Consider the following 13,456-nt stretch of genomic DNA (forward strand, 5'->3'; position numbering starts at 1 on the left):
GATTGTTTCGCTCCCGCCTTTTTAAGCAGCGTAGCGAGCGGCAGCAACGCGTCAAGGCGGCGTAGCGGAATGCTAGCTCCGCAACCCCGGCGCTTCGTGCCCTGTGCGCGCGACATATTCGGTGTAGCCGCCGCCGAACTGGTGGATGCCCTCGGGCGTCAGCTCCAGCACGCGGTTCGACAGGACGCTGAGAAAATGCCGGTCATGCGAGACGAACAGCATGGTGCCCTCGAAATCCGACAGCGCCGTGATCAGCATCTCCTTGGTGGCGAGGTCGAGATGGTTGGTCGGCTCGTCCAGCACCAGAAAGTTCGGCGGATCGAACAGCATCTTCGCCATCACCAGGCGCGCCTTCTCGCCGCCCGACAGTACGCGGCAGCGCTTCTCGACGTCGTCGCCGGAGAAGCCGAAGCAGCCGGCGAGCGCGCGCAACGAACCCTGCCCCGCGGTCGGAAACGCGTATTCGAGTGACTCGAACACCGTCTGCTCGCCGTCGAGCAAATCCATCGCATGCTGGGCGAAATAGCCCATCTTGACACTGCCGCCGACCGCCACCGTGCCCTCGTCCGGCTCGCTCGCACCCGCGACGAGCTTGAGCAGTGTCGATTTGCCGGCGCCGTTGACGCCCATCACGCACCAGCGCTCCCTGCGGCGGATCATGAAATCGAGCCCGTCATAGATGCGCTTGCTGCCGTAGCCCTTGAACACCTTTTTGAGCGCAACGACGTCCTCGCCGGAGCGCGGCGCCGGCGGGAAGTCGAATGCCACGGTCTGGCGGCGGCGCGGCGGCTCGACCCGCTCGATCTTGTCGAGCTTCTTCACCCGGCTCTGCACCTGCGCTGCATGAGAGGCGCGCGCCTTGAACCGCTCGATGAACTTGATCTCCTTGGCGAGCATCGCCTGCTGGCGCTCGAACTGTGCCTGTTGCTGCTTCTCGCTCAGCGCCCGCTGCTGCTCGTAGAACTCGTAATTGCCGGCGTAGGTGGTGAGCGATCCTGAATCGATCTCGACCACTTTCGAGATCACGCGGTTGATGAACTCGCGATCGTGCGAGGTCATCAGCAGCGTGCCTTCGTAATCGTGCAAGAACTTCTCCAGCCAGATCAGGCTTTCGAGATCGAGATGGTTGCTGGGCTCGTCGAGCAGCATGACGTCCGGGCGCATCAGGAGGATGCGGGCGAGCGCCACGCGCATCTTCCAGCCGCCGGAGAGCTTGCCGACGTCGCCGTCCATCATCTCCTGGCTGAAGCCGAGGCCGGACAGCGCCTCGCGCGCGCGGCCGTCGAGCGCGTAGCCGTCGAGCTCTTCGAAGGCGTGCTGCACCTCGCCATAACGCGCGATGATCTCGTCCATCTGGTCGGCCTTATCAGGATCGGCCATCGCCGTCTCGAGCTCGTGCAGCTCAGCCGCGACCGCACTCACCGGCCCCGCCCCGTCCATGACCTCGGCCACGGCGCTGCGGCCGGCCATCTCGCCGACGTCCTGGTTGAAATAGCCGATGGTGATGCCGCGATCGGTCGAGACCTGCCCCTCATCGGGCAGTTCCTCGCCGGCGATCATCCGGAAGAGCGTGGTCTTGCCGGCGCCGTTCGGGCCGACGAGCCCGATCTTCTCGCCCTTGTTGAGGGCGGCGGACGCTTCGATGAACAGGATCTGGTGGCCGGCTTGCTTGCTGACGTTGTCGAGGCGGATCATGGGGTCTTTTTGGGGGAATTGTTGCGTTGCAGCGTCAATAGGCCATGCGGGCCGTCAGGGGAAGCCCGGCCGGACCCGGATCAGCCCTGCCCGCCGCCAAATTCCCGCAATTCGACCCGCAGCTTACGGCTTATAGACCTCCACGGTCTGCATCATGCCCATCTCCTCATGGTTCATCATGTGGCAGTGGAGCATGTAGACACCGGTGAAATCGATGAAGCGCGAGCGGAACACGACCACCCCGCCCTTGCGCTCCACGATCACGGAATCCCGCCATTCCGGCACCGCCAGCGCCTTGCCATTGGCCGAGATCACCTGGAACGGGTTGGTATGGATGTGGAACACGTGGTCATCATGCTCATGCGTGTTGACGATGGTCCACTCCTCGACCGCGCCCAACTTGACCCGCTGATCGATGCGGCTGGGGTCGAACTTCTTGCCGTCGACGAAGAACTGGAATTCCTGCCAATGGCCGGCCGCATCGGCCTCTGGCGCGGTGGCCGACAGCACCACCTTGCGGCGGTTGGTGATCTCGGAATCCTTGATGGCCGCGAGCGGCGCCGGCGGCAGGGTGCGCGGCAGCTTCATGTCCATCGGCGCGCCTGAGACCACGACCCGGGCCAGCGGTCCCACCGGCGACGGATGCCCCTGGTCGTAGGGCGCGGCATTGAAGGCGTAGGTGCCGGGGGCGCCTGCCTTCACCAGAATGTCGGCGCGCTGCCCAGGCGCGATCAGGACCTGCTTGAGCGGCTGCATGGCGCCGAGCTGGATGCCGTCATAGGCGATCGCATGCAGATCGTGCTTTTCCAGGTCGAGCAGCATGTCGTCCTGATAGGCGGCATTGAGGATGCGCCAGCGCTGCACTTCGCCTGGCCGCATCTCGATCATCGGCCGGCGCTGGCCGTTGATGGCGAGAAAGCGCGTGGCAGTCTCGGGAAACAGCGTCTCGAAATTCTCGACCATGCCGTTGGCATCGTAGACCACCTGGGTGAGCACCATGAGCCGTTCGCGAGCCGTAGCGATCTCGGGAATTTCGGCGAAATCGCCCTCGATGATGACGGCGCCGACCATGCCGGAGGACATCTGGATGTCGGCGCTGCCGTGGTGATGCGGGTGATACCAGTAGGTGCCCCTGGTGTGATCGGCCGGCAGGGTGATTTCGATGTTGTAGCTGCGGCCCGGCGCCATCGACCGCATGACGTTGTCGGAAATCCCGCTCGGGCTGGTATGCGCGCCGTGGAAATGGAAATTGGTGTTGTTGAACTGGTGCGGATGGCTGATGTCGGCCGGCAATCCATCGCGGTTCGGCGGCAAATCGTTGATCATCTTGATGCGCAGGGTTTCGCCGGGCTTCATGCGCAGGGTCGGTCCGGGGCTGCCGCCTTCATAGGATCTGACATAGAGCCTGACGCCGCCGATCTGGCGATAGGCATAGCCGACGCGCAACGTCGTGCTCAGCACGCCATTGACGGACCGCCGCACCTCGGGCTCGACCAGCGCTTGGTCCATGGCAGGAACGGGCGTTTCAGCGACCATCCCCATGCTCGGCGACATGTCCGCGGTGTGGGACGTGCCCGCATGGTCGTGCATGGCGTGCTGGGCATTTGCGGCACCTGCGAACAGCGACAACGCGCCGGCTTTGAGACCGCAATCCAGCAATTGGCGGCGCGACAATGTCGTCGTACCCATCGCCCTGGTGACTGAAGACGCACCGTTCGGATCCTGCTGCATTTGAATTGCGCCCCCCTGTTGCCGGACCGTCTTCCGTTCGATTCGATTCTAAAGCAAGCACGAAACCACAATTCGATCTGCGAGCGCACGACATTCAGCGGTTGTAAACCTTCTCACCCGTTCTATCGTCGCATGATGCATCGTGACGGATTCGCGCTGGCGCGCGCCTATGCCCTTCGGACATCGCATGCTGACGGCATCCCGATGTTCTCGAAATTCTGTACAAGGATATGATCATGGGGACTTCGCGACGCGAGTTCGTGAAGTGGTTGTCGGCGGGAGGCATCTCGGTCAGCCTGTCACATCTGGCGTCCGCGGCCGGTGTGCCCTTCGCAGCGCACGAGACGCTGCCTGGACGCGGCAAGTTCAATCCCGCGACAACGGGCGCCGGCCGTGTCGACGGCGTCGCCAAGGTCACCGGCGCAAAACTTTACGCCTCCGACTTCCGCGCCAACGATCTCCCCGGCTGGCCGCAGGCCACCTCGCACGCCATCCTGGTCCGCGCCAACGACGCCACGCATGTCTATACCGGGCTGGACCTCGCCCGCCTCGGCGGCGCGCTCAAGCCGTCGGTGGTGGTGACTGCCGCCGATCTCGACCGGATCGGGACACAGGTGCCGGAATTCTATGCGGGCGACCTGTTGTGTCCGATCGGCAAGACGCCGCTTTATCTGGGACAGCCGGTCGCGCTTTTGATCTTCGAGAAGTTCGACGCCTTCGACCAGGCGCGTCTGGCGCTGCGCGACGGCACGTTCGTCCAGTTCGGCGAGGAGACCGGGCCCGTCGTCGTCCCCGATTACGGGGCCTTCCGCTTCACCCGCGTGGCCGGTCCCTCACCTGACAAACCGGATGTCTATTCGCCGCTCCAGGCCGGCTGGGTCTCGCCCAAGAAGGTCCAGAGCGCGGCGCTGCCGGTGTGGTCGCCGCTCGCGAAGGACATGCCGGCGGATTACGCCAAGGCGGCGAAATATGGCGAGCAGATCCGCGGCGAGCTTGCCGCGGATGACGCCTCGATGCTGGTGCTCGACCGCGAGTTCGAGACGCAATCGGTCGACCCGATGTTCCTGGAGCCGGAATGCGGGCTCGCCTGGTACGACGGCAAGGGCGGCAATCTCGAACTGCTGCTCGGCGTCCAGTCGCCTTACGAGGCGGCGGAGTCGATCGCGCATCTGCTCGGCAAGGCCCGCGCGCCCTACAAGCCGGCGCACATCAACGCGCAGTTCGCCCATGTCGGCGGGGGCTTTGGTGGTCGCGATCACACGCCTTTTATTCTCTATGTTGCGCTTGCGGCGGTCTGCTTTCCTGGCAAGCCGGTGCGGCTGGCGCATGACCGCTACCAGCAGTTTCAGGCTGGCATCAAACGCCACGCGATCAAGATGCGCTCGCGCATCGGCATCGATCGCGCGACCGGCAAGATCAAGGGGTTCGCCGCCGATCACGTGCTCGACGGCGGCGGGCTCGCCCATTTCTCGGCCAGCGTCGCCGTCGTCGCAGCCACCGGTGCAATCGGCATCTACGACATTCCGAAGGTCGACGTCAGGACCGTCGCGGTGCACTCGCGCGGTGTGAGCGCGGGCTCAATGCGCGGCTACGGCATCCTGCAAGCCATGACGGCGCTGGAGGTCCTGATCGACGAAGCCGCGTCCGAGCTCAAACGCGATCCGATCGAATTCCGGCGGCGCAACGCGCTGCCGCAAAACGGCCGGACCATGACGGGCAATCCCTACATCGTCTCGGTGCGCACGCCCGAAATCCTCGACAAGCTCGAGAAGCACCCGATCTGGCAGCAGCGGGCGCAGTTCAAACAGACCTCATCGGATCGACTGGTCGGCACCGGCGTCGCCTGCGTGACGAAAGACTATGGCTCCGGCGCGGACGGCTCGCTCGGACGCGTGGAGCTTGGACCTGACGGCAAGATCGTCATCTATTGCGATCATGTCGAAATGGGCAACGGCATCGGGACGGCGCTGGCCAACCGGGTCGCCGGTCATCTCGGCGCCATCGCCGACGAGGTCTCGGTCGCCCGCGTCGACAGCTATGACGTGCTCGGGCTGGTCACATCAGGCGATCCCTCCACCATGGACCAGAAGACCCAGGATGCCGCGGAGAAAAATCCGCGCTGGGTGCCCGCGATCAGCTCGCCGACAAGCTCCTCGATCGGCGCGCATGTCGGCACGCATTCCGCCGCGGAAGCCGCCCGCGTGATTTTCCGCTTCGGCCTGTGGCCGGCGGCGCTCGAGCTGTGGCGCATCGCAAAGACTGATCCGCGCGCGCGGCAATGGGCCAGCGCAAGTTGGCAGAATGGCCAGCTCACAATGCCCGGCCTCGAACCGCTCGCCCTTCCCGTGCTCGCGGCAACAGCTCACGCGCGCGGCTTCGTCACCGGTGCGGTCGCGCACAGCTTCTCGCGCTGGGCGTGGTCGCGGGCACGCTTTCCGCTGTCCGGCGAGCAATACCGCGCCGACATCGACGCGCTGGCGATCCGCAAAGGCAACGGCAAGTTCGAGCGGATCAACCGCACCAGCGTCAAGTTTCCGCCGACCGACAACAACCGGATCGGCACCGCCTACACCTCGATGTGCGGCACGGTCGTTCGCGTCGAGATCGAGCGCGCAACCGGGAGCTTGCGCATCGCCAAGGCCTATAGTGTGCTCGAATGCGGCACCGCGCTCGTGCCCGAGGTGGTGATGGGCCAGGCCCAGGGCGGCTTCGCCATGGGCGTCGGCTACGCGCTGCTCGAAACCCTGCCCCCGTTCGAGGGCGGGCCGGGCAACGGCGAATGGAATCTCGGGCGCTATCTGGTCGCACGCGGCTCTGACCTGCCGCTCCGCGATCTCGAGATCGAGATGCTGAAGCCGCAAACGGCAGACGAAGCACCGAAGGGCATGGCGGAGGTCGTGATGATCCCGATCGTGCCGGCGCTGATCAACGCCATCCACGACGCCACCGGCCATCGCTTCCGCGCGCTGCCGGTCACCGCAAGCCTATTGAAGGGAGTGCTCGCGTGACGACCCTCAGCCTCACCATCAACGGCCAGAAGCACGGCCCGATGGACGTCCGCGAAGATCTCTCGATGAACGATTTTCTGCGCGAGATGCTGGGCATGACCGGCACCAAGTTCGGCTGCGGCGCCGCGCAATGCCTGAGCTGCGCCGTCATCATCGATGCGCCCGACGGCACCAGCACCACCAGCCCGACCTGCGTCGCGCCCGCCGTGAATTTCGACGGAAAGTCGATCCGCACCGTCGAGGGGCACGCGAGGGACGGCGAGCTCTCGACCCTGCAAAAGGCCTTCATCGCGCATTTCGCCTTTCAGTGCGGCTATTGCACCGCCGGCTTCCTCAATGAGGGCCAGGTCTTGCTGGAGCGCCTGTCGCGGACACCGGTCGCGCGCGAGGCGCTGGAGCAGACCATCGCGGATGCGCTCGACGGCCATCTCTGTCGCTGCACCGGCTACATCAAATATCACGAGGCGGTGCGCGACGTGATCCTCGCCGACTCGAAGCGCTACCTCATGGCCACCAAGTGACACGCATCATGATCTTCGACGTGCGGTTCAAGATGATTGCCGTGGTCGCCGCCCTCGCCGGCAGTCTCAGTGCGGGCTACGCGGCGTCGGAGACGGCAGGCTACGCCCTCGCCTCACCCGAGAGCTTTGCTTCGATCGGCGACACAGACAAGCGTTCGGCCGCAATCTTCACCGAGCTCGGCAAGGTGCTGACGCATCCGCGCTGCACCAATTGTCATCCGGCCGGCGACAGGCCGCACCAGGGCGACAATGCCCGCCTGCATCAGCCGCCGGTCACGCGCGGCGCTGACGGCCACGGGCTCGAGGCGATGCGCTGCAACACCTGTCACCAGAAGGCCAATTTCGAGCCCGGCCGCATGCCCGGCCATCCCGAATGGCATCTCGCCCCGCGCGAGATGGCCTGGGAGGGCAAGACCGTCGGCGAGATCTGCGAGCAGATCAGGGATCCCGCGCGCAATGGCGGGCGCAAGGTGGAAGACCTGATCGACCATATCGGCAAGGACACCCTCGTCGGCTGGGCCTGGAAGCCCGGCTTCGGCCGCACGCCCGCCCCGGGCACGCAAGAGCAGGCCGGCGCGCTGGTCGAGGCCTGGGTGAAGACCGGAGCGGCGTGTCCGGCGCCGTGACGACGTCGAAGTGGTCCGGTCCGCGAACGGCGTTCAATCAAACTTGTCTTCCACGCCGAGCGTCATCATGTCATGGCGCGGCTTGATCGTTTCCGACGGCACCGCTGCCACCCGAGGAGTTCACCACACATATCGCACCACGCCCTTGCCGGCGTAGCTGCGCGTCACGTTGGAGAACTCGCCGTCGAAAGTCGCGGCGGTCGACCAGCCGTTCATCCATTTGGTTTCGGCGGATGCGGTGAGAAGCGCGGAATCGCTAGCCTGCGGGGCGCCGTTGACGAATAAGCTGGCGCCCGGCAGCGTCTGGAACGTCGCACCGATGCCGCGGTCGGAACTGAAGTCATGCGCCCAGGCCACGCGGCCGCGCAGCGTCAGCATCGCGCTCTGCATGGCGAAGGATTTGTCGGCGCGCACGCCGAGTTCGCTGCGGGTGTCGGTCACGCTCTTCGCCGTATAAGCGAGCGTAAAGGTGTTGTTGCCCGAGATGACACCTTCCGCATAGGCCGGCAGTTCGAACGTGGTGAACTGGCCCGCCCCGTAGGGCGTGAAGCCAATTCCGCCGATCAGGGGCGCCACGAAGCGGTAGCCGCCCTCGACGCGGCCCGACCAGGCATTGGCGTTGAACTGCGCGCGCAGCCGATCGATGCCGGCGACGGTAACGGTGCGATCGGTGGTGACGTCCTGCCAGCCATAGGCGAGCGCGCCGGAGACATAGGCGGCGTCGATAGTGTGCCGAACGAACGCGCCGGCCTGGAACAGGTCGGAACGCCCGGTGCCGTTATTGGCGACGCTGAAACTGGTGCCGCCGCCGGCCAGCGAGAAGCCGGCGATGGTAAACGGCGAGAAGCGATAGTCGGCGCCAACAGCTGTGCCATAGACCTGCGACGTCGCCGCATTGGAGCCGGTCACGTTGTTGCCATCCGTCGTTTGCGAGCCGCCGAAGCCGGCCGCCCATACGCTCCAGCGCTGCTGGAATGGCACCGCAGCTGGCGCCTTGGTGTAAATCGCCGCCAGCGCATCGCTCGGATTGCGTTTCTTCGCGGCATGCGCCAGCGCTTCCGCGTCGGCGTAACTGGCGCCGTGCCGGGCGTGTTCGCGCCTTCGTCCCTCCCGGCAATGAACGGGTCGGTCATGACGCCCATGAACTGGTTCATCGCGTTGAACGTGGATTGCTGCGATCCCGTTCCGGTCTCGCCGGCCGCCTGCGAGAGCCCCTTCGGCGACATGTTTGCGAACACTGCGGGAATGCCGCCGGTGGTGTTGAAGAACTTCGTCAGCGCGTCGCCGACCGCCTGCTGATTGGGGTTGAGGCCGCCTGGAATGGCGAAACTCAGCACCATGTCCAGGTAGACGTTGTTGGCATCGTAGCTCAACGTCGAAGAAAAGTTCGATGGCGCACCGGAAGTAATCACGCCACCGAAGGTACCGCCGACGCCACCGGTCGCGGTGAGGATGGTGTACTTCTTCTGCACATAGGTCCCGGGCGCAAAGCTGGCGCCCACCGCAGCGCCGCCAAGCGTCGCTGTACCGTTGACGACCGCAAAAGAGGCGGTCGTGGGGTCGATTTGGACCAGATATTGCGCGGCCGCCTGGAACGCGAGATTGCCTGTTATCGCCATCGACGAACCTGGCGTGCCGTTGCCAGGCGCAAAGATGCCGGAGATCGTGCTGTTGGCGCCGGTCACTGTGCCGGCGCCTTGCAAAACGGCGAATGTCTGGTTGAAGCCGTTCAAATCCAGCGTCGCGCCGCCCGCGACCGAAAACTGGTCGCTGGTCCCGAACGCGGCGGCATGTCCGGCGCGCAGCGTTCCGCCGTCTACTATCGTTGCGCCGCTATAGGTGCTGGCCGCCGAGAGCACCAGCGTGCCGACGCCGTTCTTGTTCAGTCCCCAGGTTCCGGCGTCGACACCCGTGCCGCCAGAACCGGTCTGGTCGGCGATGCCGTCCGAAAGCGTTTGCGTCGCACCGCCGCCGGGCTGGAAGTTGAGGATGCCGTTGCCTTGAAGGAAGATGCCGGCTCCGAAGGCAGAACCGCCACTACCCGCCGTGCCATTGTCCACGCCGCCAAAACCGTTGCCGCCGGCGCCGCCGACTCCCCCGGCGACGCTGCCGCCGTTGACGTTGAACGCGCCGGCGATCGTTAGCGAGCCGCCCTCCTGAACGAACAGCGCGCCGCCCAATCCGGCACCGCCGCCTCCGCCGCCGCCTCCGCCACTCCCACCGTTCGCCGCGATGCTGCTGCCGTTTCCGGCGCCGCCACCGCCAAATCCTCTACTCCCGCCCGTTCCGGCCACCTCACCCAAGTGGTCGGCCCCGCCGCCGCCGCCGCCGCCGCCAACGCCACCAGCGCCTCCCTGATGGCCCGCTATCGAGTGCCCCCCTGCGCCGCCGCCGCCAAATCCCCCTGTGCCGCCTCTGTCGTCCGCAGCGCTATGACCGCCGCCGCCGCCGAATCCGCCTTGGCCATTGCTGAATATAGGACTTCCACCGATCCCGCCGGCGCCTCCATCGCCGGCACCTCCGCCGTTAATGCCACCGGGGGAACCGCCGAAACCTTGTCCGCCACTTGCCGCGCCCACGACAATGCCCGCTCCACCTCCGACCCCTGTGTCGCCATCGGCGCCGCGTCCGACACCGCCACCGGCCCCACCCCCTGCATTGCCGCCGAGACCGCCGCCTCCGCCGCCGGCCGTTCCTGCGCCCGGCACGCCGTCACCGCCGACAGCGCCGGCGCCGCCCGTTGCGTTGTTGCCCGAAAGAACGACGTTGCTCACGGTCACATGGCCGCCGCTCGCCACGAACAGCGCGCCGCCGGCACCGAGTCCGCCAGCGCCGCCCCCGCTACCGAATCCAATGGTGCCCCCATTGCCGCCGAGCGCCTGGGTGTTCTGGATCGTCAGATTGTTGACGGCGACAGTGCCTGCGTAGACAAAGAACCCGCGCTGCACACCACCGCCGTCCAGCCTGAAGCCGCCGCCATTCACCGTGACGTTGCTGGTGGTGTTGAAGGCGCTCAGCGTGTCGGCCGCTGCGCCAGTCAGCGTTATGTTGTTCTGGAAATTGATGACATAACTCGCGCTGGCATTGCTGTCGGCCTGCGCGATCGCCGCCGACAGGCCGGCGCTGTCGGACACATTGATGACCGTCTGGGCGTGCGCACAGGTGCAACCGATCAGGGCATAAGCCGTGCCGCTCAGGAGAGCTGATCGCATTAGAAGCTCGCGGCGCTGTCGACGGGCAGGCAGATTCTTCACTTCATTGCTCCACCGCCGGCACCCTGGCCGGTGGAAGCTGCGAGTGCCGGAATAGCGCCTGAGAGGACGAAGAAAGGGTCGGGCCATCGCCTGTCCGTCCGGCCTTCGCCGGGCCATCTAAGCCGGGCGCGCCCGTCGTCGTACGCATCGCTGATCTCCCAATGTCGCTACGCTGAGAGAATCCGTCTTCCCAGTCACGCCGCCGAATATCGCGCCGCTGGATAGGTCTGAGAACTACCTAGAAAGGTGGTTCGCCGTGCTTTATGTATGCCCGCGCAGGTCGGCGACCTCTGAGGTCGGAGAAACTCTGCACGCGCACTGGGAATGACATGCTTCTCTCCACGGATCCCATCGATCCGCAAAATCAAGAAATCTATGCGCTCTGGGATCAGTTGGCCGACTTCTCGGTTGCCGATGGTGATGCGGCGCTGACCCACCTGATGTCCGCACTGCGAACCATGTTGTCGGCACGCAATGTGCTGTGGGGCGTGGTCGTGCGATTGCCTTCGCCGAAGCGGGCCGATCCCCTGCTCGGCTGGCGTCCGCGCTTCGTCAGGGTGCTGGACCCGATCCCCGCGGTCGCGGCATCCGTGCAGAAGCAGTACGATACGCTCTGGTCCGACGACGTCGACCTGTCGCAGATCCTGTCAATGTCGGGCGATGAGCCGTTCCGCGTCCGCCTGCTGTTCGAAACGCTGCCGCCGGAATGGTTCGAGGGCAAGCACTATCGGCGGCACTATCTGGATGTCAGCTTCGCCGACAGCATTTCCGTGCGCATTGCGCTCAATGACGATTTGAGGATTCGCCTGTTCGTATTTCGTGATGCGCAGCAACCCCGCTTTACGGCACAGGACGGCCAGCGTCTGGGCTTCGTGATGCGCGCCTTGAGATGGTTTCACCGTCAACAATTGCTCAGCCACGGACTGCTCATCGCCAACGCGCCCCTCACACCCGCTGAACGCCGGGTGCTGCTCGGACTGCTCGCCGGGGACACGGAAAAGCAGATCGCACAGAAGCTCGACCAAAGTCCGAACACCACGCATTTCCACGTCAAGTCGATCTACGCCAAGTTCGCTGTGCGCAGTCGCCAGTCGCTCGCCGCGCTGTGGCTCGGCAGGCTGCGATAATGGGCGAGCAAATGTATTGCTGCTCGATTGTTTCGCCGTAGGATGGGAGCACAAGCTGGAGGGGTGAAATGACTTCTTTTCGAAGGTTGGTGATGGGGATTGTCGAAGCAATGGCGGTGCTCTCGATACTTTTCGGCACGATTGTCGGAGGACTTTATGGTGCAGCGTCTGGAGCGGTTTGGTCGAGCATTTTCGGAATTTCTCCCAACGTTGACATCCGGTTGCAAGGCATGGGCCAGGTAGCGACTACTGGAGTCGTGTTAGGGGTTATCATTGGCGCTATTCTAGGATTTGTTGTCTCGTCAACATTTGGAGGCACCGTCTTCTTTTTTGCCCAAATTGAACGGAACACCCGTAGTCCATTGGAAAGAGAACGCTCTGAAGAGCCGACACAGTATCGGATCGCCCCGCGCTTCTAAGCATCCGCTGACGACTCAATGTCGTAGTTGGGTCACTTGCCGATATCGGCCCAAGTCGCACGTCAGGCCTGCTCTACCTTCGCAAGCGGACACCCAGAATTCTAAGCAACCGCCCTACGCCCGCCGCATCAGCTTGAGCGAGGCCGCCAGCCGCAGGCTGCGCTTGCCGGCAAGTGCGATGCCTTCGAGCTCACCGCTGTCGGCGGTGCAGGTTCCGGAGAAGCCGATCCCGACCTCGTTGCCGCCGAACACGGGGTTCTCGCCTTTCGCCGGCGTGTGCTCCTGGTTGAGCATCTCGCCCTTCCAGCGGCCGTCCGCCGAGGAATAGGAGCCGAGGTAGTAGAAGAACGCATCTCCGCCCAGGATGCGGCCGTCCATCAGCAGCATGACGCCGGAGAGCCCGGCATCGACGCCGTCGAGCGCGCGCAGATGGATCGCATAGAGCCCGTTCACGACCCCGCCCGGACCAACCGTCCCCTGCGGCGGCAACCCCTCGTCATCGAGCCGCGTGAGATTGGCCCAGAAGCCGGCGCCCGGCATCGTGTCCGCGCTGCCCGCGAGACGGATCTGGTTGCCGACGAGCCGGCCGCGTGCGCCGATCGAGGCGACGTCAGCCCCCATCAGCGGCTGGTAGTTGGGATCGTCGTTATGCCGTTCGGTGATGACTTCGGCGATGATCTCGCCGTCGCGCTCGAAATAGCTTCCGAGATGCGCGAAGGCCGAATTGCCGCCCAGCAGCTTGCCCTCATGCATGCACATGATGCTGCGGCCGAAGGCATCGTTGACGCCGTATTCAACCTTGTAGAGCCCGTCCAGCAACGCAAGTGACCCGCAAAATCAGAAGGAAAGCACGCGCTACCTAGCACCGCCATCGCATCAAGGCCATCGGGCTTTTTCGCGCAGGGCCATTCGCGAAGCCACACCCTGCAATGATGCCATCATGCGCCTGTTTTGCCCGACGGCGCAACCGATTTCGGCATTTCCGTAGGTGGCGATTTCAACAGCATTGCAGAGCTGTGATTTCAACTACTTGGCTACTGTGCATGGGGTTGTTTTTCGACTTTTTGTTTTGGCC

The 13,456-nt window shown here is 64.8% G+C and carries 10 protein-coding genes; 5 read left to right on the forward strand and 5 right to left on the reverse strand.

Translation table 11 applies throughout. The features are described 5' to 3' along the window. Positions 1 to 72: 72 nt before the first annotated feature. A complete protein-coding gene (locus AC0L27_RS04855) occupies positions 73 to 1,695 on the reverse strand; it encodes an ABC-F family ATP-binding cassette domain-containing protein (RefSeq protein WP_354203847.1) in 1,623 nt (540 codons plus the stop codon). 123 nt (positions 1,696 to 1,818) lie between these two features. Then, entirely contained in the window at positions 1,819 to 3,426 is a 1,608-nt protein-coding gene (locus tag AC0L27_RS04860) for a multicopper oxidase family protein (RefSeq protein WP_354203849.1), read from the reverse strand. A 236-nt stretch (positions 3,427 to 3,662) separates the two neighbouring features. Between AC0L27_RS04860 and AC0L27_RS04865 the strand changes: the two genes are divergently transcribed. The 3 genes from AC0L27_RS04865 to AC0L27_RS04875 are packed head-to-tail and all read left to right on the forward strand — an operon-like array spanning position 3,663 to position 7,581. After that, positions 3,663 to 6,434, forward strand: a complete 2,772-nt coding sequence (locus AC0L27_RS04865; protein ID WP_354203851.1) for a xanthine dehydrogenase family protein molybdopterin-binding subunit — start codon at positions 3,663 to 3,665, stop codon at positions 6,432 to 6,434. Next, on the forward strand, positions 6,431 to 6,955 hold the full coding sequence (locus tag AC0L27_RS04870; protein WP_354203853.1) for a (2Fe-2S)-binding protein: 525 nt from the start codon (positions 6,431 to 6,433) through the stop codon (positions 6,953 to 6,955). Before AC0L27_RS04865 ends, AC0L27_RS04870 begins: the two co-directional genes overlap by 4 nt. Positions 6,956 to 6,963: 8 nt before the next feature. Then, a complete protein-coding gene (locus tag AC0L27_RS04875) occupies positions 6,964 to 7,581 on the forward strand; it encodes an Isoquinoline 1-oxidoreductase subunit (RefSeq protein WP_354204549.1) in 618 nt (205 codons plus the stop codon). 120 nt (positions 7,582 to 7,701) lie between these two features. On the opposite strand, the gene AC0L27_RS04880 is transcribed toward AC0L27_RS04875, so the two are convergent. Continuing rightward, the gene (locus AC0L27_RS04880; protein ID WP_473318003.1) at positions 7,702 to 8,490 is read right to left on the reverse strand and encodes an autotransporter outer membrane beta-barrel domain-containing protein; all 789 of its coding nucleotides are present in this window, start codon (positions 8,488 to 8,490) and stop codon (positions 7,702 to 7,704) included. Then, complete coding sequence (locus tag AC0L27_RS04885; protein WP_473318004.1) at positions 8,487 to 10,793, reverse strand: pectate lyase-like adhesive domain-containing protein; 2,307 nt, start codon at positions 10,791 to 10,793, stop codon at positions 8,487 to 8,489. Before AC0L27_RS04885 ends, AC0L27_RS04880 begins: the two co-directional genes overlap by 4 nt. 371 nt (positions 10,794 to 11,164) lie before the next feature. Between AC0L27_RS04885 and AC0L27_RS04890 the strand changes: the two genes are divergently transcribed. Both AC0L27_RS04890 and AC0L27_RS04895 read left to right on the forward strand, forming a co-directional pair. Continuing rightward, positions 11,165 to 11,962 (forward strand): helix-turn-helix transcriptional regulator, encoded by a 798-nt coding sequence (locus tag AC0L27_RS04890; protein WP_473318006.1) that lies wholly within the window; start codon positions 11,165 to 11,167, stop codon positions 11,960 to 11,962. 68 nt (positions 11,963 to 12,030) lie between these two features. Next, on the forward strand, positions 12,031 to 12,381 hold the full coding sequence (locus AC0L27_RS04895) for a hypothetical protein (protein WP_354203858.1): 351 nt from the start codon (positions 12,031 to 12,033) through the stop codon (positions 12,379 to 12,381). A 114-nt stretch (positions 12,382 to 12,495) separates the two neighbouring features. On the opposite strand, the gene AC0L27_RS04900 is transcribed toward AC0L27_RS04895, so the two are convergent. Then, the gene (locus AC0L27_RS04900; RefSeq protein WP_275167139.1) at positions 12,496 to 13,200 is read right to left on the reverse strand and encodes a GrlR family regulatory protein; all 705 of its coding nucleotides are present in this window, start codon (positions 13,198 to 13,200) and stop codon (positions 12,496 to 12,498) included. Positions 13,201 to 13,456 lie beyond the last annotated feature (256 nt).

It is taken from the genome of Bradyrhizobium sp. Ken51 (assembly GCF_055807435.1).

Bases quoted from the DNA above. Each gene is read 5' to 3' on its own strand.
- AC0L27_RS04855 (WP_354203847.1), bottom strand. From the start codon at position 1,695: ATGATCCGCCTCGACAACGTCAGCAAGCAAGCCGGCCACCAGATCCTG.
- AC0L27_RS04875 (WP_354204549.1), top strand. From the start codon at position 6,964: ATGATCTTCGACGTGCGGTTCAAGATGATTGCCGTGGTCGCCGCCCTC.
- AC0L27_RS04885 (WP_473318004.1), bottom strand. From the start codon at position 10,793: ATGCGATCAGCTCTCCTGAGCGGCACGGCTTATGCCCTGATCGGTTGC.
- AC0L27_RS04865 (WP_354203851.1), top strand. From the start codon at position 3,663: ATGGGGACTTCGCGACGCGAGTTCGTGAAGTGGTTGTCGGCGGGAGGC.
- AC0L27_RS04860 (WP_354203849.1), bottom strand. From the start codon at position 3,426: ATGCAGCAGGATCCGAACGGTGCGTCTTCAGTCACCAGGGCGATGGGT.
- AC0L27_RS04890 (WP_473318006.1), top strand. From the start codon at position 11,165: ATGCTTCTCTCCACGGATCCCATCGATCCGCAAAATCAAGAAATCTAT.
- AC0L27_RS04895 (WP_354203858.1), top strand. From the start codon at position 12,031: ATGACTTCTTTTCGAAGGTTGGTGATGGGGATTGTCGAAGCAATGGCG.